Below are 25,606 nucleotides of genomic sequence, written 5' to 3' on the forward strand. Positions count from 1 at the left end.
CCCCCGGCTACCGTCGCCAGATAGCCGGACGATAGCTGCCGGTGTATGTCCTCTCCATAGCTTCTACCCGACGTATTGGCCCTTGAACGGAGGGTAGCGGGTGAGTAGAAAGCTACGGGGACCGCTGATCGCGGCCCTGGTGGTGGCCCTGGCGGCCACCATGGGCGGGACGCAGGCCCTGTCCGAACAGAGACCAGTGGGCGCCGCGAGCGCCAGCGACGACGGAAAGGGTCTGCTCGACCGGCTCGGGGGCGCCGCCCGCGGGTTGGTCGGCGATGGGCCGGACCGGCCCAGGCCGGAGGTCATCAGCGCCGGGCTGTCGGTGCAGGAGAACACGCCGGCGGGCAAGGCGTGGCCGGCGCAGAAGCGGGTCAAGGAGTTGACCGGCAAGCGCACGGCGAACGGCAAGACGTACCAGCTGGCCGACGGGCGCACGCAGGCGGAGATCTCCGCGGTGCCGGTCCACTACAAGGACTCGAAGGGCCGCTACCAGCCCATCGACACCACCGTCCGGCCGACCAACGACAAGGGCTACGTCCAGGGCAACCGGACGAACGCCTTCACCAGCCTCTTCGGAGACAGCTCGGATGAGCTGGCCCGGTTCGAGCAGGACGGCCGCAGCATCGAGCTGGGCCTGGCGGGCGCAGCGCAGGCGGTCACGCCGAAGGTGTCCGGCTCGACGGTGACCTACCCCGGCGTGGCCGGTGGCGCGGACGTGGTCTACGACGTGACCAGCACCGCGCTCAAGGAGAAGATCGTCCTGCGTAAGGCCCCGGCCGCGCCGGTGTCCTACACGTTCAAGCTGGACACCGCGGGGCTGGTCGCACAGCAGCGCGAGGACGGCTCGATCGCGTTCGTCGGCCGGGACGGCGGTCGGACGTACTTCGAGATGCCCGCGCCGTTCATGTTCGACGACAAGGACGACAAGGCCTCGCCGCACGGCAAGGTGTGGAGCGACAAGGTCACCCAGAAGGTGACGCAGTCCGGTGCCACCACGACGGTCACCGTCACCCCCGACGCAGGCTGGCTGGCGGACTCGGCGCGGGTGTACCCGGTGGTGGTCGACCCGACCATCAAGGTGCAGCCGGTGCCGACCGACGCGCAGGACGTCGCGATCTACTCCGGCGCCACCACCACGAACTACAACAACACCTACCAGCTGAAGGTGGGCACGGACGCCTCCCAGTCGTGGCGGTCCCTGGTCAAGTTCGACGTCAGCTCGGTCCCGGCGAACACGCCGATCGACGACGCGCGGATGGAGATGTACTACTCGCAGACCCACTACGCGTGGGGCTTCGACGTGGCGATGGAGGCCCGGCGGGTCACCCAGCCGTGGACGGAGAGCACCGCGAACTGGTCGAACATGAACGCCAACATGGCCGCGCAGCCGGCCGGCAACATGGTCACCAAGGACGACGGCGACTCCGGCACGTCGGTGAGTGGCACCTGGCCGTACTCGGCCAACACCGCGCTGACGCCGTTGGCGATCAACGGCGACTACCGCTACAACAGCGACACCACTGCCGGGAACACCCACACCTGGGTGCCGACCATCACCGAGTCGGGTGATTACCAGGTCGAGGCCCACTTCGTCACCGAGGCGGACCGGCCGACCAACGCCCCGTACACGGTCTACTACAACGGCGGGTCCAAGGCCTACAGCGTCGACCAGACCGGCAGCGGTCTCGGTGAGTGGAAGACCCTCGGCGTGCACCCGTTCGTCGCCGGCACCACCGGCAAGGTCGTCCTCGGCGACGTGGCCGGCAAGTCGGTGATCGCGGACGCGGTCCGCTTCACTCGCTGGGGCGTGACGACCAAGAAGGCCGCGGTCTCCAACGTCTGGAGCTCGTTCCCGGTCCGCAACGCGGTGCAGGAGTGGGTCAACAACTCCCAGCCGAACTACGGCTTCATGGTCAAGGCGGTCGACGAGGCGAAGAAGGGCCGCGGCGGCCCGATCTTCGAGGCGTCGGAGTTCGCCTACAACAATGCGCGGCGGGACTACAACCTGCCGAAGCTGGTGGTCACCTGGGGCACCCCGGGCATCGCGGTGAACCCGCCGACCACGATCACCTCGACGGGTGCGGTGCTGGACTGGCCGGCCTACCCGGGCACGGACATCGCCGAGTACCAGGTGCACCGCAGCATCTTCCAGGAGTACACGCCGTCGACGGCCACGCTGGTCGCGCCAGTCTCCAGCGCCACCCGCACCTACCAGGACACCACCGCGGTCCCCACGCCGGCGGACAACACCGACCCGTTGGCGCGGAAGTTCTACTACTACATGGTCGCGGTCAAGACCAAGGACGGGCGGCTGATCGCGGGTCCGACGCAGCCGGCGATCCTGCCGAAGGCGGGTCAGATCACCCGGATCTACCGTACGGGCACCACGGACACCACGCTGTCGCAGACTCGGCCGACGGAGAACGTGGACGTCTACGACGGTGACCCGTACGTCAGCCCGGGCAACAACTCGCCCTACTACGGCGACACCCACGGGCTGGTGAAGTTCCCGACGCTGACCGGTGTCCCGACCGACGCGCAGATCGTCGACGCCGAGCTGCGCATGTACAACACGTCGCTGTTCCCGGGTACGGACACCGACGAGTTCGTGGACGTCTACAAGCTCAAGCAGGCGTTCAACGAGACGAAGGCGACCTGGGACACCTACGACGGTGTCAATCCCTGGATCGCCAAGGGTGGTGACTACGACACCACCTGGAAGGCGGGCACCACCGGGTTCACCAACGACCCCGAGTGGGCGACCTGGGACGTCACCCCGGCGGCGAAGGGCTGGCTCACCAGCCCGACCACCAACTACGGTCTGCTGCTGCGCCAGCGCGACGAGGTCAACCAGACCGCGCGGGCGATGCTGCTGTCGTCCGAGGGGCAGGAGCCGCTGCTGCGGCCGACGCTGGAGGTCACCTACCTCGAGCAGACCGCCGAGTCGACCTACTACGCGGCCTCGACGCCCGCGCTGACGACGCCGAACGCCACGTACACGGTGCCGGTGACCCTGTCGAACCCGACCCTGGCGGCATGGAACCCGACCGACTGGGAGCTGGGCTACGACTGGAAGCGGGCCGACGGGCTCACCGACGGCGCGGACGCCACCTTCGAGTTGAAGACGGCGCTGCCGAAGAGCGTCCCGGCCGGCGGCACGGTCGACGTGGCCGCGCAGGTGAAGACCCCCCCGTCGTCGACGGACGGGAACAAGCGCACCGACTACGTGCTGCAGTGGGACCTGCGCAACAAGCTCACCGGCAAGAAGCTGTCGGAGAGCTCGCCGATCCCGGCGCTGCCGCAGAACGTGGCGGTGGAGGAGCCGACCTCCGACCAGCTGGGCCTGGAGAAGTTCTACTCGTACGCGGGGAAGAACACCGGCGCCGGTGGCTCGCTGATGAACAACCTCTACTCCGGCAACACGGTCTGGTCGTACAACGCGATCAACAACCCCTCCCGGGGGCTTTCGACGTTCGTGCGGTTGGCGTACAACTCGCTGGACACCAGCGACTCGGTGGCCGGGTACGGCTGGTCGTTGCAGGCGTCGTCGATGATGCGCCTGGGCACGCCGTTGGACTTCCACCCGAATCCGAACCCGACGAAGGTCACGCTGACCGATGGTGACGGTACGAGCCACTGGTTCACCTGGGACGCGGCGACCTCGGAGTGGAAGAGCCCGAAGGGTGTGCACCTCTACCTGCAGAAGTACAGCAGCGTGGACTGCAAGCCCAACACGCAGGAGCGCAAGGCATGGGTGCTGACCCGGCCGGACCGGACGCAGTTCTTCTACGACTGCGAGGGCTTCCTGTCCAGCATCGTGGACAACAACCAGAACGAGATGGTGTTCACGTACGAGGAGCGGAAGTCCAACAACAAGCCGACGAAGTTCCTCAGGTACATCACCGACGCGACCGGTCGGAAGACCCTGACCGTCGACTACTACGCCAAGGGTCAGGCGTTCGACTACATCGACGACACCACCTGGACCCGTAAGGCCGGGACCAACCTGACCAATCCGAAGATCATCGACCACATCTCGGAGATCACCGACATCTCCGGGCGGAAGCTGAGCTTCGCGTACACCGACAAGGGTCTGCTCGGTGAGCTGATCGACGGCGCCGGGTCGACCGACGGCACGCCGAAGACGTTCAAGTTCGCCTACGACATGACCCAGGGCAACAAGAACGTCAAGCTGGTCAAGACCACCGACCCGCGGGGCAACGCGACCAACCTGGTCTACAACTACCCGCAGGCCGGTGACGACCCGAAGTGGCACTGGACCACCAAGTCGTACACCGACCGGCTCGGCTATCTGACCCAGTTCGGCTACGTCGACCCGGACGGCCCGCAGGGCAACAACATCAACGCCACGGTCACCGACGCCGAGAACCACGCCGCCCAGTACCTGCTGGACGGCTACGGCCGGGCGTACCAAACCACCAACGCGAAGAACGAGACGACCAAGACCGGCTGGGACGACGACCACAACGTGGTCCGGCTGGAGGAGGCGAACGGGGCCGCCTCCACCTGGGCGTTCGACCCGAAGACCGGCTATCCGACCGAAACGAAGGACGCGGAGGCGGTCCGCAACGGCTGGCCGGGCACGGTGCTGACCTACCAGCGCCAGCTCAACGGGTACGTGGCCGAGGTGGTCAGCAAGACCAGCTCGGAGGGGCGGAAGTGGACCTTCACGTACACGGCCGAGGGTGACGTCGAGACGGTCACCGACCCGGTGGGCAACACCACGGCGACCGATGGCGACTACACGAGCCGGAACACCTACGACGACTGGGGTCAGCTCACCGCCGCCAAGGACGCCAACGGCAACACCACCGAGTACCTCGACTTCCACGCCAGCGGCTACCCGGCGAGGATCAAGGACGCCGGCACCGGATTCTCGTACTTCACCTACGACGACCGGGGCAACGTTCTCGAGGTCAAGAACGGCAAGAACGCCAAGGTAACCCAGGCGTACGACACCTTCGGCCGGCCGAAGGACAAGGTCGAGCCGATGGACGCAGCCAACAACCGCTTCATCACCACCAAGGCCTCGGTGTACGACGCGAACGACAACATCGTCACCGCGTACGCGGCCAACGGGACGGTGTCGACCTCCGTCTACGACAAGGCCGACCAGGTGACCGAGTCGTACGCGCCCAAGGACGAGCCGACCGACCCGGAGCGCAAGACCACCACCACCTACGACAAAGTCGGCAACGTCCTTACCGTCACCGAGCCGCAGGGCAACCTGACCCCCGAGGCCGGCGACTACACCACGACCACCAAGTACGACGCGATCTACCAGCCGCTCGAGGTCACCAACGGCCTCGGCCAGAAGGTGGTCTCGGAGTACGACACTGTCGGCAACGTCAAGGTCCTGTACGACGCGCGCAAGACCGCCAGCGCCGAGGACGACTTCACGACCAAGTACGACTACGACTGGAACCACCGGGTCGTCAAGACCACCGACGCGCTCGGCAAGTTCACCACCGCCCGGTTCGACAAGGACGGCATGACCGTCGGGACCACCGACGCGGAGGGCAACGAGTCGCTGGCGACGTACGACGCCCGCGGCGCGCTGATCGAGTCGAAGGTGCCGCACACCAAGGACGGCACCGGCACCATCACGTACCGCAACACGAAGTACGAGTACGACCAGGTCGGCAACCAGACGAAGGGAATCACCCCGCGCGGTGTGAACACGCCGGACGACGCCGACGACTTCGCCGTGGTGACCGTCTACGACGCGCTGAACCGCAAGAAGGAGGAGTGGTCGTCCTACGACAAGGACGACAGCCGCTACAACACGCCGGACAAAACCTTCTACACCTACGACGAGATCGGCAACCTGGCGAAGGTCAGCGCGCCTCCGTCCGACGGGCAGACGGTCCGCAACGACACCGAGTACACCTACTACGACAACGGGTGGACCAAGACGTCCAAGGACCCGTGGGACATCGTCAACTCCTACGACTACAACGAGTTGGGCCAGCAGACCAAGAACACGCTGAGCTCGGCCGGCGGGTCGACCACGCGGACGATGACCTGGGACTACCACCCCTCGGGCAACCAGAAGGGGCGCTCGGAGGACGGCCTGCCGGTCGGCAAGGACGTGATCCTGGTCGACAACTCCGACTCGAACAACACCGCCACCCAGGGCACCTGGACCGCCGGTGGTGCGACCGGACAGTGGGGCTACGACGTGGCCACCGCCCCGGCCGGCGCCGGGTCGGCGCAGTTCAACTGGCAGCTGAACGTCCCCCGCGACGGCAGCTACGAGGTGTTCGTCCGGCACCCGCAGGTCACCGGCGCCGCCACGGACGCGAAGTTCACCATCACCCACAACGGTGGCAGCGTCACCAAGACGGTGAACCAGACCCAGAACACCGGCACCTGGATCAGCCTCGGCAGCTACTCCTTCGTCGAGGACGGCGTCCAGAAAATCACCCTCACCGATCAGGCGACGGGCAAGGTGCTCGCCGACGCGGTCAAGCTGGTCCGCGACAACGCCGGCGACGTCGACAACGAGAAGAAGGAGTTCACCTACAAGTACAACCCGAACGGGTTGCTGGTCGAGGTCAAGGACGTCAGCCCCGGCGCCAAGGCCAGCCGGTACGACATCGCCTACGACCAGCTCAACCAGATCTCCACGGTCAAGGAGTTCACCGGCGCCACCGACACCACGCCGAAGAACACCACCGCGCTGACCTACGACGACAACGGCAACCCGCTCACCTCGACCCACGACCTGACCTGGTCGAAGATCGAGTACGACGCGCGGGACATGGTCGCCAAGGTCACCAACGCCGACACGCCGACGGCGGGCAACCAGCAGATCTCGTCGTTCACGTACACCGCCCGCGGGCAGATGCTCAAGCAGACCAAACCCAACGGCAACACCGTGGACTTCGAGTACTACCTCGACGGCTCCACCAAGCACCAGCTGGAGAAGACCTCCGGCGGGGCGACCGTCGCGGAGCACACGCTGGAGTACTCGGCCAACGGGCACCCGTCCCGTGACGTGATGAAGTTGATGAACGCCGACAACTCGTCGGACCACATCGACAACACGTACGTCTTCTCCTACGACCCGCAGGACCGGATCAGCCGGCTCGACAAGACCGGTGACAGCAGCTCGGTGGAGTCGTACACCTACGACGCCAACAGCAACACGGTGGCGCAGACGATCGAGGGCGCGACCAGCACCAGCAAGTACGACCGGAACCGGCTGCACTCCACCACGTCCGGTGGGGTGACGTCGACGTACAACTACGACCCGCTGGGCCGCCTCGACACCGTGTCGGTCGGCGGGCAGCGGGCGCAGAAGTACTACTACGACGGCTTCGACCGTACGGCGAAGACCACCTCAGGCATCGGCTCAACCGCCAAGTCGACCACCTACGTGTACGACCCGTTCGACCGGACGGTGTCGCAGACGACGGCCGGCAAGACGACCCTGTTCACGTACCTGGGAATGGACAACCAGGTGCTGCGGGAGGAGCTCGCGGGTAAGGCGACCAAGTCCTACCAGTACGCGCCGTGGGGTCAGCAGCTCACCCAGATCAAGCACAAGGACGACGACAGCCGGGAGTACTCGCAGTTCATCTACCGGCCGCGCGGCGACGTCATCGGCATCACGAAGGAGGACGGTAAGACCCGCGCCACGTACGGCTACACGGCGTACGGCAAGGACGACTCGTCGCAGTTCACCGGCGTCGACAAGCCGGGCACGCAGCCGGAAGGCGAGGAGCCGTACAACGCCTTCCGGTTCAACGCCTCCCGCTGGGACGCCGGCTCCGGCACGTACGACATGGGGTTCCGCAACTACGACCCCGGCCTGAACCGGTTCCTGACCCGGGACACCTACGGCGGCGCCATGGCCGACATGGGCCTGGCCATGGACCCGTTCACCGGCAACCGATACGCGTTCGCCGGCGGTAACCCGATCAGCTTCATCGAGTTGGACGGGCACCTGTTCGGAATGTCGTGGTCAGACATCGGCCACGCCGCCCTGGACGTCGCCGGCATGGTGCCAGTAATCGGTGAGGTCGCCGACGTGGCCAACGGCATCTGGTACCTGGCCGAGGGCAACTACGTCGACGCGGCCATGTCCATGGCTTCCGCTATCCCGCTGGCCGGTAACGCGGTGGCCGCGGCCAAGCTGGCCAAGACCGGCAAGAAGATCGCCGACGGCATCGACACCGCCAACGACACCCGCAAGGCCGTCGACGCGACCGTCGACGGGCAGAAGGCACTTCCCACCAACACACCCAAGCCGAACACCACACCGAAGAAGTGCAACAGCTTCGTACCAGGCACCAAGGTGCTCCTCGCCAACGGTGACACCAAGGCGATCGAGGACCTGAAGGTGGGCGACGAGGTCCTTGGCACGGACGTGGAGTCGGGCCAGAACCAGGGCCGGGCGGTCACCAACGTCCGCAGTCATGAGGGCAGCAAGACGTTGGTGACGATCACGGTCGACGTGGACGGTAAGGCCGGTTCGCAGACCGGGTCGATCACCTCCACGGCGGCGCACCTGATCTGGCTGCCCGACGCCGGACAGTGGGTCACCGGCGGTGACCTCAAGCCTGGCATGTGGCTGCAGACGGCGGCCGGCACCTGGGTGCAGATCACCGCGATCAGCAAGACGGTCCGCCACCAAAGGGTTCACAACCTCACCGTCAACGGCGTCCACACCTACTACGTCCTCGCCGGCGGCACGCCGCTCCTGGTCCACAACTGTGGTTCCGACGCGGATCTCCAGCAACTGGCCAATGAGATGGGCGACCGGGCAACGCAGTACCAGAGCAAGGCGGGCAGTGACTGGGATGTGCAGAACAAGACCTCTGCCGCCGTTCGTGCCCGGTTCCCTGACGGCAAGGGCGGCTGGGTCGAGCGGAACGTGGTTGGCGCAAGCGGCGACGGTATGAGCGTCGGCCAGGTCTCGCTGGCCAATAAGCTCGGCGACATCCCGGTAATCAACAACACGGTCACCACCCACGCCGAGACTAACGTTCTCCGCGAGATCGATCGGCTCGGCGGAGTTCCGATTGCAGGTGGCGCATCTAGAAGCGTGTGTCGTCCAGGCCCCTGTGGACCCCTGATTCGAGGGACAGGTGGTAAGATCTCAGGAAAGGTGCGCCAACAGGAACGTGGCGAAAAGGTCCGGACATTCTTTTGGTCTGGATCGAGAATGTGTGGTTGTTGATGAACGCCGACGAGTTTTCGGACATCGCCTCAATCGAACAGGCCGCTGTCTTCGGTGCCGCGTGCGCCGAGCGAGCGATTGGAGTCCTGTTCTGGGTGGTCTCCGAGGATGACCGACGGGATGACCTGGACCGATACCATGAAGCATTGGAAATGCTCTGGAACCCTGTCGTAGGTGATCCTTCGCGGTACTCGTCGATGCATCAGGTTCTTGAAGGCATGCGCGAGATGAGTGTCGGGGACGAGCTCTCAGGCCCCGCCGCTCACGCCCTCCATGCGGTGGTGGTTCTCCACTCAGCATTGGGGATACTCGCAGAGGAGTCGGTGGCTGCCATGGAGGAGTGCTCCATGGCAGCACGGAACAGTGCCTTCAGGATCGAGTCCAGGACTGGCAGCCGCCTACTCAGCCTGGAGGAGCGTTGTCAGGCCGAAGACATCGACAGCCTCCTTGCTGAAGAGGGCGTTGACAAGATTCGGGACAATGCTCGACGTTTTGGTCGCGAGCGCCTGGACTTGCTGTACGCGTACTATCGGCAATCTAATCCAGGTGTGCAGGCGCCATCTGGCCGATGAGTAACTGGGACTGGGCTGCGGCAGGTCGCCGGACTAGGATGAGCCGGCACTGACAAACGTCCGGTCACGTGTGGCCGCCGAGGTGAGGTGTCACCTCGGCGGCCACTGCGTTACCGGAGTCAAGAGCTACAGGGCAGTCGACGGCTGAGGCAGCGATACAGTCGACAGGGTGCCGTTGCATTATCTGATCGGGAGACGCGTTACGTCCGGGTCGGGTCCGCGGTCAGATCAGCCGGGCGAGTTGACTGAACGCCGAAGCGACTCGGAGCTTGGGCTGACTGTCGAGCCCGAGTTCGTAGTGTCCGCGGCGGAGATTCTGCATGAATGCGTGTTCGGCGATGATCACCTGTGCGGTTGGGTCGGTCCGGAGCCCGCGCATGGGTCGTAGCCGGTGCTTGAGCTGGCTGTGGTCGGCCTCGATCGGATTGTTCGCGTGCCGCTCGACGTGGTGCCAAGCCGAGGGGATCAGGTCGTCGAGCACGGCGGGATAGACCGGAGCGGCGTCGGTGACCACCTCGCTGGGTGTCACCTTCAGCATCCGCAGTGCGCGCTGGAAGAATCGCCGGGCCGCAGCGGCATCACGGCGAGCTGAGACGAGCACGTCGATGACTTGTCCGTGCTGGTCGATCGCGCGGTAGACGTAGCGCCAAACCCCGTTGACCTTGACGTAGGTCTCGTCGACGAACCACCGGTCACCTGGGGAGTGGCGAGCGAACCGGGCGGCGTCGGCCAGCAGCGGGGTGAATCGTTGCACCCATCGGAACACGGTGACGTGGTCGACCTCGACACCGCGCTCAGCCAGGAGTTCCTCCACGTCCCGGTAGGAGAGGTTGTAGCGCAGGTACCACCGGACCGCGACGACGATCACCTCCGCGGGAAACCGAAACCCGGTGAACGCCGACTTCGGCGGCGATCAGGGACGACGAGGACTCGATGGCTTCACCCGTCAAGCCTGCCTCGATCCCTGGACACGAGCAACGCAACAGACCCTCCAGGGCTATCGCCAGCGCGGTGCTAACCTGACGAACGTAGACCCCGCATTGGGCTTTAGTAAGCCCAAACGCGGAAAGAAGTCAGTCGGCTACATGGAGGATTTCTTCCAAGAACTATTGGGCTGAGGACTGTTGATGTTTATCGACGTATATCTGCCGCCGGGCCTTCCGGTCGACAGGGACGAGATCGAAGAAGAGTTCGAGGAATTGGACGGGTTCGAGGTCGTCGGCGCGGGCGTCGGAGAGGAGGGGGCGAACATCGACCTCGAGATCGACCCGTCCGTTCCACGCGAGGCGGCCCTTCGCGAGGTTGTCCGGATCCTAGACAACTTGGGGGTCGCCGACCGAACGCGGCTTCGGCTGTCGGACACCGGTGAATCCGTGAACGCCGCAGATCTGGTCGGGTAAGCGTCGGCGACTCCTGACCATACACACAGATAGGTAGAGGCGGCGCCGGCCGCGACGGGCTATGCCAGTCGCGGCCGGCGCCATCGAATGTCCGGGCCCCCGCATTGGATGGACCGACCAAGTCCGGCGGGGCCCAGCGACACCGCCGACCGAGTTTCACCCACCTGTGGGTGGCCCCCAGGGGGGAAGCAAAGTCAGTTGATCATGTTCGGGATGCGGCGAGCAGGGGCAGGATCAGTAGTTTGTTGCCGTGGAGTCGTTCCAGGACTTGTTTGATCTTGGTGTGGCCGGCGAGGCGGATCAGTCCGATGGCGAGGTTGCGGAACAGGGCCATGGTGTGGGCGTTGGCGCCGAGCCACGCGTGGTGGTGGTCTTCGGCGAACAGGACGTCTCGGACCCAGTGGGTAGGGTCGGCCGCATGGCGAGGTGCCTGTTTGGCAGGTCCTTTTCCATGCGGCCTCCCTCCGAGCCGGACATGATAGTTTCCTGATCATCCGGCTCTCCAGTGACTGCTGCGTGAGCGTTCAGGCCGACTGCCAGCCCTGGATGCGTTCGTAGCATGAGCCGCAGACCACGAGGAACTTGCGGCGTCGCCGTGCCATGAGCTGCACCCAGTCGGGCTGCGCGTCTCCGGTTCTGGCGAGGTCAGCGAGTTTTCGGACGTGGTGAACCTGAATGTTGTCCGTCTGCTTGCAGATCTCGCACGTGTCCGCCAGGAGCCTGCTGATCAGTTCCTTGTGCGGGTCCCCTTCGCCTTTCGGCATCCGGGTAAGCCATCAGACCCAGAGATGTCCCTCCAATCTCTCCCGACTGAACCGGGAATACCGACGAGGCGTTGCGTGGCGCACATCTTGTTCTCGATTCCCCAGTGGCGGCGGGTGTAGCCGGCGATGTCCGGGGGTGTGGTGGCGTGGGCGGTCCAGATCCTTCGTTCGATGATGAGCCCCGAGCGGTGTTCGCGGTGGGTGTGGGCGGCGGTGTCGTTGGTCGGGGCGGGTAGGCGCCGGGGCGGACGCCCGGAAAGACACCCCCGCCGACTGGTCCTGGACGCGATCTTCTACCTGGTCCGCGGCGGTGTCGCCTCGGCCAACCTGTTCGCGTCCACGGCGAGGTGACGAGAGCAGCTGCGGCTGTCTCCGCCGGATCACCGCCTGACCGGTACGCCACCCCGACACACTGCGACTTAAGTTTCGCTTATCGAGCGTGCTGATCCAGGAGGAAGATCGGTAGGTTGCCTGGATGCGACACATCGGAACCGTGATCGCCGCAGTCATCGTCGGCCCGCTGGCCTGGATCCTGTTCGCCCTTGGCCAGGATCGATCGGCACGGGCGTTCGCGAATGCACAGGACGGCGCCGCACTGGACAGCAGTGATTTCGTTCGACCCGTACTGGTGCTGGCGGCTGGCGGGATCCTCCTCGGGCTCATCGCCACGCTCCGGTTCTCCCCGCTCGGGGCGGCGCTGACCGGGTCGGTCTACTCGGCCAGTTACCTGGGCCTGCTGATCAGCCCGACCTCGCTGATGAGACTGCTCGATCACAAACTGACCTTGAACGGCCACCAGGTCGACCTGGCGGCCCCCGTACGGACCGGGACGACGCTGCTGGTGGGCTCGCTGGTACTGGTCGGGGTCGTGAGCGTCCGCCGTTGGCAGCGCTGGCCGCAGCCCGCCGCCGATGCGGCGCTGCTACCGGACGAGGTCATCCCGCCCGTAACCGGGCGGGACCGGCCACTGGGTGTGGACGGTCTGGGCCTGGGCCAGCCACCCACGACGCCGCAGCCGATGCCGGTCGGCGGTTCGGACTGGGCCGGCCAGCTATCGGGCAACTCTGGGAACAGGCCGGGGCGGCCGTCGGACTGGGCGCGCCAGCCGTCGGTGTGAACTACTGACGGGGCGTCGCGTTGCCCGTCCGACGGCCGGCCATCGGAGCTGGCGTGGGAGATCGCGAGGTAGCTGCCTGGGCCGGTGCCCGGCCCAGGCGGGTGAGAATCGCGGCGGCGAGGCTGTCGCAGGCGACGAAGTGCAGCTAGGTGACCAGCAGCACCGCGACTGGCCGGTCCGGGTCACCTCGACCTGGTTACTACGGTGGCCATCGCCGGCGCCTGGTTGATCGGCGCACCTCGGCCGGCCCGATCGGCGGGGAGGTTCCTGCCGGCCTGGCCGTCGCGGTGCGTGGCCAGGTCCGGGTGGATCAGCTCTAGCCGACGATCAACGCCTACCCCAACTTCCACCGACCCCTTGAAGACGCCCTGGCCGACCTCGGATGAGGCATATCGTGGGCTTTGCGTAAGCGTGATCGTGGAAGGCGCGGCCAGCCGGGGCACCCTGGCAGCTGCTGTCAGGATGGTTGCCCCGGAGAAGAGCGATGATCGCCGTGGAACCCACGTCAGACGCCGCACTCGCCAGGCCTGTGCCAGTGAAGAGGGACCGGGCCGAGGTGTTCGTTGAGTACACCAAGTCGATCTGCCCGGTCTGCAAGATCGTCGTCGATGCCCAGGTCAACATCCGCGACGACAAGGTGTACCTGCGTAAACGCTGCCCGGAGCACGGCCAGTTCGAGGCGCTGGTGTACGGCGACGCGCAGATGTACCTCGACAGCGCCCGGTTCAACAAGCCCGGCACGATCCCGCTGACCTTCCAGACCGAGGTCCGCGACGGCTGCCCGTCGGACTGCGGGCTGTGTCCGGAACACAAGCAGCATGCGTGCCTGGGGATCATCGAGGTCAATACCGGCTGCAACCTGGATTGCCCGATCTGCTTTGCCGACTCCGGCCACCAGCCTGACGGCTACGCCATCAGGCTGGAGCAGTGCGAACGCATGCTCGACGTGTTCGTGGAAAGCGAGGGCGAGGCCGAGGTGGTGATGTTCTCCGGCGGTGAACCCACCATTCACAAGCAGATCCTGGAGTTCATCGACGCCGCCCAGGCCCGGCCGATCAAGGCGGTCAACCTGAACACCAACGGCATCCGGCTGGCCAGCGACGAACGTTTCGTCGCCGAATTGGGGCGGCGTAACCGGCCCGGCCGGGCGGTAAACATCTACCTGCAGTTCGACGGCTTCGACGAGCGCACCCACCGCGAGATCCGTGGCCGCGACCTACGCGCGATCAAACAGAAGGCCCTCGACAACTGCGCCGAGGCCGGGCTCACCGTCACCCTGGTCGCCGCCGTCGAGCGCGGCCTCAACGAGCACGAGCTTGGCGCGATCATTGAGCATGGCCTGGCGCATCCGGCGGTGCGGTCGGTGTCGTTCCAGCCGGTCACCCACTCCGGCCGCCATGCGGAGTTCGACCCGCTGACCCGGTTGACCAACTCGGACATCATCCACCTGATCGCCGCGCAGCTGCCCCACTGGTTCCGCGCGAGTGACTTCTTCCCCGTGCCATGCTGTTTCCCGACCTGCCGGTCGATCACCTACCTGCTGTCCGACGGCACTCCCGGCACCCCCGGTTTCGGTGTGGTGCCGATCCCGCGGTTGCTCAATGTCGCCGACTACCTCGACTACGTCTCCAACCGGGTGGTGCCGGACCATGCCATCCGGGAGGTCCTGGAGAAGCTGTGGTCGGCGTCCGCGTTCATGGGCACCGACACCACCAGCGAGAAGCTTGCCGCCGCAGCGGCGGCGCTGGACTGCGCCGACGCCTGTGGGGTCAACCTGCCCGAGGCGATCGCGAACCTCGCCGAACGCGCCTTTATGATCGTCATTCAGGACTTTCAGGACCCGTACACGCTCAATGTCAAACAGTTGATGAAGTGCTGCGTCGAGGAGATCACCCCCGACGGCAGGCTCATTCCGTTCTGCGCCTACAACTCCGTCGGCTACCGGGAACAGGTCCGCGAACAGATGTCCGGCGTCCCGGTCGCCGACGTGGTGCCCAACGCCCGGCCGCTGCAGCCGATCCTCACGGAGTCCCCCTACGGTTCGAAGATCGCCGGGAGCGGGGTGGGACACCGCCCGGACGGCGGGCGCCGGATCGCGCCGGACCACACCAACGTCGGCCGAGGGATCCGATGAGAGCCCGGCCTTGGCCGCCCTCGGCCGCCAAGGCCAAGGCGTGCTGCGCCGCGACCTATGGCTCCGAGGTGATGGCCGTGCTGCTCGGCGACTCCTACCACCCCGGCGGCCTCGCCCTCACCCGTCGGCTGGCCGACCGGCTGGACCTGCGTGCCGGCGAGCGGGTCCTCGACGTGGCCAGCGGCCGGGGCAGGACGGCCCTGACGCTCGCGGCCGAGTACGCCGTCGACATCACCGGCATGGACCTGTCCGATGCCAACGTTGCCCTCGCCACCGACGCGGCGCAGTCGGCCGGCCTTGCCGACCGCGTCCGGTTCGAGGTGGGCGACGCCGAACGGCTTCCCGTCGACGCCGGATCCTTCGACGCGGTGGTGTGCGAGTGCGCGTTCTGCACCTTTCCCGACAAGCCCACGGCCGCCGCCGAGCTGGCCCGGGTGCTGCGCCCGGGCGGCCGGCTCGGCATCACCGATGTCACCGTCAACCCCGATCGGCTCCCACCCGAGTTGACCGGGCTCGGGGCATGGATCGCCTGTATCGCCGACGCCCGCCCCGTTGACGAGTACGTCGCCCTGCTGACCGACGCGGGGCTGCAGGTCACTCGCACCGAGCGCCACGACACCACGATCGCGGCCATGATCGATCAGATCGAGGCCCGCCTTGCCGTCGTGCGGATGACCGCACGGGCCCGCGCCGAGGCTCTCGGCGTGGACTTCGCCCGCGGCCCGGTGGTGCTGGCCGCCGCCCGAGCCGCGGTCGCCGATCGTGTCCTCGGCTACGCGCTGCTGACAGCCGTGAAGCCGCGGTGAGCGCGAACGGTGTCCGGGCACGGCCAGGAGATTGGAGACGATCATGGCAGCACGGCTCGGCTGGACCATGGCGGCCGTGACATCGGCGGCGGCGGGCGTGCTCGGGTACCTGGGGCTGGTCACCGGCCGGCTCACCCTGGATCTGGGCATCGGTCGGCGGACACGCGCGCTCGGGCCGCAGGTGCTCGACATCGCCGCGCCCCGTGAGCTGGTCCTCGACGTGATCGCCCAGCCCTACCTGGGGCGGGCCACGAGGGCGCAGCGGGAGAAGATCCAGGTGCTGGAACGAGGTGACGGCATGGTCTTGGCCGCCCACCGTACGCCGGTCGGTCGTGGTCTGGTCGCCCAGACGGTCGAGACGGTTACCTTCACCCGCCCCGAGACCGTCGACTTCCGCCTCGTGCGCGGCCCTGTACCGCACGTTCGTGAACGGTTCTGCCTCACCGCCGTCGACGACGGCCACACCCGGCTGGAGTACACCGGCGAGATGGGCACGGACGGCTGGGTGCTGGGCGCCGGATGGGCGGCGGTAGTCGCACGGCGATGGGAGGCAACCGTCGCCGACTCGCTCGCCACGGCGAAGTCCGAGGCCGAACGCCGGCACGCACTGCGGCGCACAACATCACCCGGGCACCGCCCGGGCAGGGCCACCAGAGACCCCACCGCCGGTCAGCCGGAATGACCATCCTGCGATCTACAACTGGCGCCGCCAGGAGTTGATCGACATCGGACACTTGCGGTGTCACCTCCGGCGACCAGGCGGACCTGGGCGCCGCTCGCCGACGCATCGCCGAGCTGGAGACCGAGCTGGCCATCCACGGCCGCGCCGTCGACCTGCTGAGGGAGGCGGTGCCTCCAAAAGTGCGGTACGCGGCCATCAAGACGATGGCCGCCGAACTGCGGCTTGGCCGCGGCATCATCGTCGGCTACCACGCGTGGAGATGCTCATGCGTCGAGGCGGCAGCCGCGGCCTGCCCGGCAGCCGCCGCCCACACGCCCACGGGCCCTGACTGTTCGCGTATGAACATGGAGGCGGTCGAAATCGCCTATGTCGATGTAACGCGGATGCCGGCCGCGACGCCTTGCTGGGTGCGACCGGCAGGCTGAACGGAGATTCCTGTCCATATAGGATCTGCTTGGTTGTCCACCAGCGGCTGGGGGGGAAACGCCAACGTCCTAGACTGCCCGTATCCGAGCAAGCACCCGTCGCCGCGTGCAGGCCGAGCGAATGACCTGCATTTGCTAGCGGTTCCCCTCCTGGTACGAGGATGCTGATGCCTGAGTTTTCCCCTCCTGACACGCGTGCCGCCCATCGGGCACACGATCCGTACGGCGAATCTCCCGCACCTCACCGAGACACGGCCAGTGGCTTGGGACCTCGTCTGATGTGGCTGTCTGTGCTCCCCGCCGGCGTGGTCGCGTTGCTCGGGGCCATCGCGGTTGTCTACGTCCTGGCCGCGTCCGGGGGGCCGGTCACTACCACGATGGGCGTGGCTCTGATCCTGGCGTGGATCGTGGGCGTGGTGGTCGTCGCCGTCGCCGCCAATCGAGCCAATGCGATCGACCGCCTGCTCATCGCCCGGATTGGCGCCCTGCGGTCCTCGGCCATTCAGCGCCGAGCTGAGGTGCAGCAACTTACCGAGCGGTTGCGCCGTGGCGATCGACTCGAGTCGCCCGCGGCGCTGGTGCCCGGCGGGGGAGGCGACGGATTCGCGCGTCTACAGCGCGAGCTGGATGAGGTCCTGCATGTTGCCCAGGTCGCCGTCGTAGAGGCATCAACCGTGGCAACTGCGCCATCGGCGCCCAACTCTGGTCACCAGGTGGAGGTCTTCGTCAACCTCGCCCGACGGCTGCAGTCCCTGGTGCATCGGGAGATCCAACTGCTCGACGACCTCGAGAACCAGGTGGAGGATCCAGATCTGCTCAAGGGTCTGTTCCAGGTCGACCACCTTGCCACCCGGATCCGGCGGCACGCGGAGAACCTCGCGGTACTGGGTGGCGCTGTTTCTCGGCGACAATGGAGCAGGCCGGTGGCTCTGACCGAGGTGTTGCGGTCGGCCATGGCCGAGGTACAGCATTATTCGCGGGTCAAGCTGGTGCCACCGATCGAGGGCACTCTGGGGGGCCACGCTGTCGCCGACGTCATTCATCTGGTCGCCGAGCTGGTTGAAAACGCTACCAATTTCTCCGCCCCCCACACCCAGGTGCTACTGCGTGCCCAGACCGTCACGGCAGGTATCGCCGTGGAGATTGAGGACCGGGGCCTGGGTATGCCGCTCGCCGATCAGGACCGGGTCAACCATCTCCTGGTCGACCCAACCGGAATTGACGTTGGCGATTTGCTGCGCGACGGCCGCATCGGGCTGTATGTGGTCGGGGCCATCGCTCGTCGACACGGCATCACGGTACGGTTGCAGACCAACATTTACGGCGGGATCCAGGCGGTGCTCATCCTGCCCCCCGGGCTGCTCGGCGAGCCGCCGCAGAGGCGGGAATCCTGGCACGAGCCGCAGCCGCAGCCCATGGTCCAAACGCCCCGCCACGAGCCACCACTGGCAGTGGCCGCAGATGCCTCGACCGCCCCGTCAGCGTACCCAGGGGCCTCTGCGCCGCCTCGGGCTGGTGACCGGGCTCCCACGGTCCGCCAGTGGGCTCGCGCCGAGCAGCCGGCGCAGCCGGCCGCCTGGGACCCTGCCGCGCCCCCCTCGGGCCGCCCGGCCGCCGGACGCATCCCGGCCGGGTCGGCGGACGGAACCGCGGCCAGCGACCCGGCGGCAGCCCAGGTCGCCGGCGGCAGCAATCCGCGTCCGCAGCTACCGCACCGGAAGCGACAGACACATCTTGCCCCGCAGCTGCAAGGTGCTCCCAGAGTCCCTGTCTCGGCGGAAGAAGTCGGTGAACCGGACCCAACTCTGATGGCTACGTTCACGCGGGCCTTCAGCCAGGGCGACCCCGGAGCTGGCGGGAATCACGGCTCCGAGGCCCGCTCTGGCGGCATCAGCTGATCACGCATCACCGTTAAGGAGGGTTACCTATCATGCGGAGCAATGTGCCCGTAGGGCAGTCTCAGGATCTCGTGTGGCTGCTCTCCGGGCTGGCCGAGCGGGTTCCCCACACCCGTAGTGCTTTGTTGTTGTCGTCGGATGGCCTACCGAAGGCCGCCCACGGGCTGGATCGGGCCGGCGAGGATCATCTGGCGGCAATCGCCTCCGGGCTGTTCTCTCTCGCTCGCAGCGCCGGAGGTAGTTTCGGTGGCGGCAACGGGGTCCGTCAGGTGGTGGCCGAGCTTGATGACGCCCTGCTGTTCGTAACGGCGGCGGGTTCCAACGCGGTCCTCGCGGTGCTCGCAGGTCGTGATGCTGATGTTGGCGTACTCGGGTATGAGATGTCACAAATGGTCAAGAGCGTACGTCCATTCTTGGCCACGCCGACGCGCCAAGCGACCGCCGGTTCTGGCGACATGATCCGGTGACCATGGTGGGTCCCGAGAACGAGCCCTTTCTCGACGATGACGCCGGACGCCTGGTCCGCCCGTACACGGTCAGTAACGGGCGGACTCGGCCCAGTACCCACATGGAGTTGCTGTCTTGGGTGATGGCCACCGGCCGGCTGCCTCGCGGGCACCTTGAGCCAGATCATGCCCGGGCCCTCCGCCTGTGTGGCGGCCCGATCACGGTCGCCGAGATCGCGGCACATCTGAAACTGCCGGCTGCTATCACGAAGGTGGTGCTTTCCGATTTGGTGGATTGTGGAGCGGTGAGCACCCGTGCTCCCAGCCCTATCGCCGACCCCACTAATCTATCCGTATTGGAGGCGGTCCTCGATGGCCTACAGCGACGACTCTGAACTGTCTCCGGTGTTCCCGACCGCGCTCAAGATCCTGGTCGCGGGTGGGTTCGGCGTGGGTAAGACGACGTTCGTCGGGGCGGTGAGCGAGATCCGACCGTTGCGTACGGAAGAGATCCTCACCACCGCCAGCGTGGGCACCGACAGCCTGACCGGAGTGGAGAGCAAGTCCACCACCACCGTCGCGCTGGATTTCGGCCGCATCACCATCGACTCCCGCCACGTCCTGTACCTGTTCGGCACACCCGGGCAGGAGCGCTTCTGGTTCATGTGGGACGAGTTGTCCAACGGAGTCCTCGGGGCTGTCGTCCTCGCCGACACCCGCCGCCTACAGGACTGTTTCGCCGCTGTCGACTTCTTCGAAGCCCGCGGCATCGGTTTCCTGGTCGCCGTGAACAAATTCGACGGCTCGTTCCACTATGAACCTGAGGAGGTACGGGCCGCTCTCGAACTCAAGCCGCATGTGCCGATCGTAATGTGCGACGCCCGTCAGAGCCGTTCCGCGACGGCGGCGCTGATCGCCCTGCTCCAGCACTTACTGAGCACTTCCCGATCCGACTCGGCGTGAAAGCGCGTCAGACCTGCCAGACATGGAGCCACTCATGACCTACGAATCCCCGGCCTACCAGTCACTGACACCGATCGATCAAGAAGCGCCGCACCGCGTGCAGCGGCTCCGCGATCTCGGCCTGGGGGAAAGCCCGGACCCCGAGTTCGACGAGTTCGCCCAGAAACTCGCACACATCACCAGGGCCCCATACGCGATGGTGAACTTCATCAGCGAGGACCGCCAGTACTTCGCCGGCCTCTACACCGCCCCGGCTGGGCGAGCCGGCAACCCGGACGTCGCCGCCGGGCAGCCGGGCCGGGTGATGTCGCGTGATCACGGTTACTGCCCGCACGTTGTGGTCCGGCGCAAAGCGCTGGTCCTCGACGACGTCTGCGACTACCCCCGGTTCGCCGGCAACCCGGTGGTCGACGAGATAGGCATCCGCTCCTACCTCGGGGCGCCGCTGATCGACCACACCGGTATGGCCCTCGGCACGATCTGCGTGGTGGACACCGAGCCGCGCCCGTGGGGGCGGCAGGGACTGGAGACCATCAAGTCCCTGGCCGCCGAGCTGACCGAACGGATCAACCGGCGCAGCGGGCGATAGGACGACGTCAGGAAGTGGCCGCCGTTTCCAGCACGGGAGCGGCGAGCCGCTCCGACCACTGCCCCTTGGCCATGCCCAGTGCCACCTCGCCGAGACGCAGCAGTTGGACGTCCGAGGTGCCGGCAGGAGCGAAGATGTGGTGCGCGTCGCGCACGTACCGCTCTACCGGCCGGTCAGGGTAGAGCCCGCAGGCGGCGTGCACCTCCATCGCATTGCGCGCCGAATCGAGGGCGTATTCGACGTTGATGAGCTTGGCGTTCATCAGCTCCGCGTCGCAGGGCAGGCCCTGGTCCAGCAGGTGCACCGCGTGATAGGCGGCCAGCCGGGCGGTCATGAGCCGGGACTGCATCTGCCCGACCTTCAGTTTGATCGGGAGGAGTTCGCGCAGCGGCTTGCCGTAGCGGTGCTGCTCCGTGACGTATGCCGAGGTCTCCTCGAGTAGCGCCTGGTGAATGCCGAGGGAGACAGCGGTCAGGTTCGGCCGGCCGTACAGGATGCTGGACGAGTAGGCGACGGCCAGGCCGTCGCCCTCGACTCCTAGCAGGTTCGCCGCGGGAATGCGGCAGTCGTCGAAGACGAGTTCGCCGAAACTGAAGCCGTGCAGGCCCATGGCGGCGCGATGCGGGCCGAGCGAGAATCCGGGACGGTCCGACTCGACCAGGAACGCCGACAGCCCTTGGGAACCCGGGCCGGTGCGGACCACCACGCCGTGCAGGTCGCCGACGTGACTGTTGCCGACGAACACCTTTCGGCCGTTCAGGACGTAGTCGTCGCCGTCACGTACGGCGGTGGCCTCCATGCCGAGGACATGACCACCGGACTGTGGCTCGGTGACCGCGATGGTGGGCAGGCAGGTTCCGTCGGCGATGGCTGGTAGCCACTGCTTTTTCTGGCTGTCGTTGCCGAAGTGCACAACTTTGGCCACGCCCAGCTGGCTGGCCTGCACCATGGCGCCCATCGCGCCGCTGACCCGTGACAGCTCTTCGATGATGATGGTCTTCGCGAGGTGTCCCAAGCCCATCCCGCCGTAGTCAGGGCTGATCGTGACACCGATCCAGCCTTGGCGGGCGATCAACCGCGACAGTTCGTGCTGCACCGAGCGAGACGCTTCCATTTCCGGAATTCGCGACCGCACCTCGGTCTCCGCGAACGTTCGTACCTCTTCCCGTAGCCGCTCATGACGTTTGGTCGCAAAGTAGCTGTCCATGCGAGGATCTCCTCGTGAGTTGCCTGCTGGCCTGGACGATCCGGTTGAATCCGGCCAGGCCACGAACGTTTTGGCCGTCGCCGTGGCACGCGTCGTCGGGTTCGCCGTTGATGCGCCAGCGGTTCCGAGGGTCAATTCGAGCGCTGCTGCGCCGCTGACCCGGCGGCAGGCCGATCACACTGGTGCTGCTGCTGAACGACACGGAGGGTCTCCTCGAAGACCGATGGCATGACCACTCTCGGAGTTGCGCCGCTACTGCGACACCGACACGGTGCGTGGATGGCCGCGCGCGGCGGATGAGTCGGCTGGGACAGCCTGGCGTGGTAGCGCCAGCCGCCTTGGCGCCGGTCACGGGCGCGACCGCAGGGAGTGGGCCTCGACGCGGGTGTTCGAGTCCGGACCAGTCTTGATTGACGGGGCGACCAGGAGAAGCCTTCCGTCTCATCCGTCACGCCTCCCCTTCAGTTTCGCCGATGATCGTATCGGCCTAGATTGACGGCGCCACCCCTCCTATCAGTACTTGGGAAGCTGATCCCCCCTATCAGTACTTGGGAGGCTGATCCCCAATCCAGCCCCAACGTCGCCCAGATGGCGGACCAGAAGCCGCAGGGAGCGGTTCAGGGTCCGATGGGCTGTCGTAGCAGGCCAGCAATTTGCGGGTGCCCGGCAAGAGGGGGCCTGCCGCACGGGCCGCGTCCCGGGCGAAGGCCCGATGAGGGAGTTGGCAGGTCAACGGTTGATCCTGCTTGTCGAGGTGGTCAGTGGTTGACCGAGGTGGGCCGGCCCTCGAAGGAGTCGACCGAACCGGGGAAAGTCCCTGGAGTGTTTGTCGGGCCCGAGAAGGGGAAACGGCACCGCGCCGTGGGAGAGGAGTACGGGGTGCCGGCGGACGTGGACCCAGGGTGCGAGCTGTGTGCCGAGAGTCCGCCGGTGGGCTGGGCGTTGGCGTACCAGGACGGCGACGGACCGGGTGAAGGTACGCGGGAGACGATGCTGACCCTGGGCAACGGGTATCTGGCCACTCGGGGGGCGGCCCCGGAGGCTCGGGCCGACGGTGTTCGCTATCCGGGCACCTACCTGGGCGGCTTCCACAACCGGCTCTCCGGCACGGGCGGACCGGATGGCACGGAGAGCATCGTCAACCTGCCGAACTGGCTCCCGTTGACGTTCCGTCCCGCCGGTGGCGACTGGTTGACACCGGGGCAGGGGCGGCGCGTGCACGAGCACCGGATGCTGGATCTGCGGCGCGGGGTGTACCGCCGGGAGTTGCTTGTGGTCGACCGTGATCGGCGGCGGACCCGGATCCGGCAGCGACGGCTGGTGTCGATGGCAAATCCTCATCTGGCGGCGCTGGAGACGAGCATCGTCGCGGAGAACTGGTCGGGCCGGCTGGAGATCAGGTCGGGCATCGACGGTCGGGTGGTCAACGCGAATGCGCCGGCGGAAGCTGGTAGCTGCGGCCGGCACCTCACCGATGTGGCCACCGGCGGGGACGACACGGAGACCGTCTGGTTGACGGCGGTGACAACCAACTCACGGCACCAGGTGGCCGTCACAGCCCGCACCAGGATCACCGACGACGGCGTCGCCCACAGCAGGCAGGCTGCCATCTACGGGCCGGATGACGTGAGCCAGGTGATCGGGATCGACGTGACGCGCGGGGAGCGGGTCTGTGTGGAGAAGACCGTCGCGGTGTTCTCCACCCGGGACCGCGTGGTGTCCGAGCCGTTGACGGCCGCTCGCGAGGAGCTGCGGTACGCGGGGGCGTTCGGCATGTTGCTGGCCGAGCATGTCGCCGCGTGGGCCCGGTTGTGGGAGCGGTTCCGGCTCGATGTCGGCGAGGAGCACGCCTGGCAGTTGCCGGTACGGGTGCAGACCTTCCATCTGCTGCAGACGCTCTCGCCGCACATCGTCGACCTGGACGCGGGTGTGCCCGCGCGGGGGCTGCATGGCGAGGGCTACCACGGGCACATCTTCTGGGACGAGCTGTTCGTCTATCCGTACCTGAATCTGCGGTTGCCGGAGCTGACCCGAGCCCTGCTGGAGTACCGGCACCGGCGGTTGACGGCGGCGCGGCGGCAGGCGGCCGCAGTGGGAATGGTGGGTGCCCTGTTTCCCTGGCAGAGCGGCGCCAGCGGCCGGGACGAGAGCCCTCGTTGTTCGCCTTCCCCGATAACCGGGGAGTGGGTGGACGACTACACCGGCCGGCAGCAGCACGTCAACCTGGCAGTGGCCTACTCCGCCTGGCGGTACTGGGAGACGACGGGTGACCTGCCCTTCCTCGCTGGCTGCGGGCTGGAGTTGCTGGCCGAGACAGCACGGTTCTGGGCCGGACTGGCCACCTACCAGCCGTCGGACGACCGGTATGACATACGCGCAGTGATGGGGCCTGACGAGTATCACGACAGCTACCCGGGCCGGCCGGGCCAGGGGCTCGACAACTCTGCGTACATCAACGTGATGGTCTCCTGGGTGCTCGGCCGCGCCGAGGAGGCCTGCGCGATCCTCAGCCGGCATCCGGGGGTGATGCCACGGCGGCGTGAGGTCGCTCCGACGGACGACGAGCGCCGCCGGTGGCGACACATCGAGCGCCGGCTGCGGCTCGCCTTCCTCGACGACGGGATCCTCGCCCAGTTCGAAGGGTACGACGATCTGGCCGAGCTGGACTGGGACCGGTACCGGCGGCGGTATGGCGATCTGCGGCTGCTGGGGTCGTTGCTGCAGGCCGAAGGAGAGGACCCGAACCGTTACAAGATCTCCAAGCAGGCCGATGTGCTGATGCTGCTGTACCTGTTCGGCGCCGAGGAGCTCGCCGGGCTGGTGCGCGGCCTCGGGTACGAGTTCGACCCGGCCCGGATCCCCGCCACCGTCGATTACTACCTGTCCCGCACGACCCACGGCTCGACCCTGAGCCGGGTCGCGCACGCGTGGGTACTGGCCCGGACGGACCGTCGTCGGTCCTTCGAGATGCTGCTGACCGCGCTCGGCACCGATCTCGCAGACCCGGAGCACAACTCGTCGCGCAACGGCATACATCTCGGCGCCACGGCCGGAACGCTGGACATCCTGCAACGGTGCTATATCGGATTGGAGGTCCGCGGCGACGTGCTCCGACTCAACCCGCTGCTGCCTGACGGGCTCGACGGGCTCGACTGCGTGATCCGGTACCACAACCAGTTGATCTCGCTGAATGTGGATCACGAGCGGTTGCGGATCTGCGCCCACCCCGGGTCGGACCAGCCCGTCCGGGTGGCCGTCCGGGACAGCTCCTTCCAGCTCGCCCCCGGCTCGACCGTCACCGTCGCGCTGCGCCCTTCTACCGAGCCAGCGGGCGAATCGGGGGATGTGGCATCGGCTGGACAGGCGCGGGCGGCTTGAGGAATGACTGGTGTCCC

General features: G+C 66.8%; 18 protein-coding genes. 14 read left to right on the forward strand and 4 right to left on the reverse strand.

Features of this window, described 5'->3' with window-relative positions:
* Nucleotides 1-100: 100 nt before the first annotated feature.
* Complete coding sequence (locus tag AB0I41_RS15745; RefSeq protein ID WP_357107213.1) at nt 101-9,208, forward strand: DNRLRE domain-containing protein; 9,108 nt, start codon at nt 101-103, stop codon at nt 9,206-9,208.
* Nucleotides 9,208-9,780: a hypothetical protein gene (locus tag AB0I41_RS15750; RefSeq protein ID WP_357107216.1), complete on the forward strand. Its 573-nt coding sequence runs from the start codon at nt 9,208-9,210 to the stop codon at nt 9,778-9,780. Before AB0I41_RS15745 ends, AB0I41_RS15750 begins: the two co-directional genes overlap by 1 nt.
* A gap of 223 nt (nt 9,781-10,003) precedes the next feature.
* Here the strand turns inward: AB0I41_RS15750 and AB0I41_RS15755 are convergent, their stop codons facing one another.
* Nucleotides 10,004-10,648, reverse strand: coding sequence for an IS6 family transposase (locus AB0I41_RS15755; protein ID WP_357107219.1), 645 nt, complete (start codon nt 10,646-10,648; stop codon nt 10,004-10,006).
* 22 nt (nt 10,649-10,670) lie between these two features.
* On the opposite strand from AB0I41_RS15755, the gene AB0I41_RS15760 reads away from it, so the two are divergent.
* Both AB0I41_RS15760 and AB0I41_RS15765 read left to right on the forward strand, forming a co-directional pair.
* Complete coding sequence (locus AB0I41_RS15760; RefSeq protein WP_357107222.1) at nt 10,671-10,898, forward strand: hypothetical protein; 228 nt, start codon at nt 10,671-10,673, stop codon at nt 10,896-10,898.
* 9 nt (nt 10,899-10,907) lie between these two features.
* Nucleotides 10,908-11,180 carry a hypothetical protein gene (locus tag AB0I41_RS15765; protein WP_357107225.1) on the forward strand — a complete coding sequence of 91 codons (273 nt, stop codon included), beginning with the start codon at nt 10,908-10,910 and terminating at the stop codon, nt 11,178-11,180.
* A gap of 202 nt (nt 11,181-11,382) precedes the next feature.
* Here the strand turns inward: AB0I41_RS15765 and AB0I41_RS15770 are convergent, their stop codons facing one another.
* On the reverse strand, nt 11,383-11,514 hold the full coding sequence (locus AB0I41_RS15770; RefSeq protein WP_357107228.1) for a hypothetical protein: 132 nt from the start codon (nt 11,512-11,514) through the stop codon (nt 11,383-11,385).
* A gap of 190 nt (nt 11,515-11,704) precedes the next feature.
* Complete coding sequence (locus AB0I41_RS15775) at nt 11,705-11,944, reverse strand: RNA-directed DNA polymerase (RefSeq protein WP_357107231.1); 240 nt, start codon at nt 11,942-11,944, stop codon at nt 11,705-11,707.
* A gap of 493 nt (nt 11,945-12,437) precedes the next feature.
* Here AB0I41_RS15775 and AB0I41_RS15780 point away from each other — a divergent pair, with 493 nt between their 5' ends.
* The 9 genes from AB0I41_RS15780 to AB0I41_RS15820 all read left to right on the forward strand — a co-directional run bounded on the left by AB0I41_RS15780 (nt 12,438) and on the right by AB0I41_RS15820 (nt 21,004).
* A complete protein-coding gene (locus AB0I41_RS15780; protein ID WP_357107234.1) occupies nt 12,438-13,061 on the forward strand; it encodes a hypothetical protein in 624 nt (207 codons plus the stop codon).
* 535 nt (nt 13,062-13,596) lie between these two features.
* Nucleotides 13,597-15,195, forward strand: coding sequence for a radical SAM protein (locus AB0I41_RS15785; RefSeq protein ID WP_357107237.1), 1,599 nt, complete (start codon nt 13,597-13,599; stop codon nt 15,193-15,195).
* Nucleotides 15,192-16,001, forward strand: coding sequence for a methyltransferase domain-containing protein (locus AB0I41_RS15790; RefSeq protein ID WP_357107241.1), 810 nt, complete (start codon nt 15,192-15,194; stop codon nt 15,999-16,001). Before AB0I41_RS15785 ends, AB0I41_RS15790 begins: the two co-directional genes overlap by 4 nt.
* Nucleotides 16,002-16,044: 43 nt before the next feature.
* On the forward strand, nt 16,045-16,683 hold the full coding sequence (locus AB0I41_RS15795) for an SRPBCC family protein (protein ID WP_357107244.1): 639 nt from the start codon (nt 16,045-16,047) through the stop codon (nt 16,681-16,683).
* Between the two features lie 808 nt (nt 16,684-17,491).
* Nucleotides 17,492-19,006, forward strand: coding sequence for an ATP-binding protein (locus tag AB0I41_RS15800; protein ID WP_357107247.1), 1,515 nt, complete (start codon nt 17,492-17,494; stop codon nt 19,004-19,006).
* 32 nt (nt 19,007-19,038) lie between these two features.
* A complete protein-coding gene (locus tag AB0I41_RS15805; RefSeq protein WP_357107250.1) occupies nt 19,039-19,473 on the forward strand; it encodes a roadblock/LC7 domain-containing protein in 435 nt (144 codons plus the stop codon).
* Nucleotides 19,474-19,475: 2 nt separating this feature from the next.
* Nucleotides 19,476-19,847, forward strand: a complete 372-nt coding sequence (locus tag AB0I41_RS15810; protein ID WP_357107253.1) for a DUF742 domain-containing protein — start codon at nt 19,476-19,478, stop codon at nt 19,845-19,847.
* On the forward strand, nt 19,825-20,415 hold the full coding sequence (locus tag AB0I41_RS15815) for an ATP/GTP-binding protein (RefSeq protein WP_357107257.1): 591 nt from the start codon (nt 19,825-19,827) through the stop codon (nt 20,413-20,415). The genes AB0I41_RS15810 and AB0I41_RS15815 overlap by 23 nt, the downstream gene beginning before the upstream one ends.
* A 34-nt stretch (nt 20,416-20,449) precedes the next feature.
* Complete coding sequence (locus AB0I41_RS15820) at nt 20,450-21,004, forward strand: GAF domain-containing protein (protein WP_357107260.1); 555 nt, start codon at nt 20,450-20,452, stop codon at nt 21,002-21,004.
* 7 nt (nt 21,005-21,011) lie between these two features.
* Here the strand turns inward: AB0I41_RS15820 and AB0I41_RS15825 are convergent, their stop codons facing one another.
* A complete protein-coding gene (locus AB0I41_RS15825) occupies nt 21,012-22,211 on the reverse strand; it encodes an acyl-CoA dehydrogenase family protein (RefSeq protein ID WP_357107263.1) in 1,200 nt (399 codons plus the stop codon).
* Between the two features lie 930 nt (nt 22,212-23,141).
* Here AB0I41_RS15825 and AB0I41_RS15830 point away from each other — a divergent pair.
* Nucleotides 23,142-25,589: a glycosyl hydrolase family 65 protein gene (locus AB0I41_RS15830; protein ID WP_357107266.1), complete on the forward strand. Its 2,448-nt coding sequence runs from the start codon at nt 23,142-23,144 to the stop codon at nt 25,587-25,589.
* Nucleotides 25,590-25,606: the final 17 nt, after the last annotated feature.

This window comes from Micromonospora sp. NPDC050200 (assembly GCF_040656135.1).
GTDB lineage: Bacteria > Actinomycetota > Actinomycetes > Mycobacteriales > Micromonosporaceae > Micromonospora.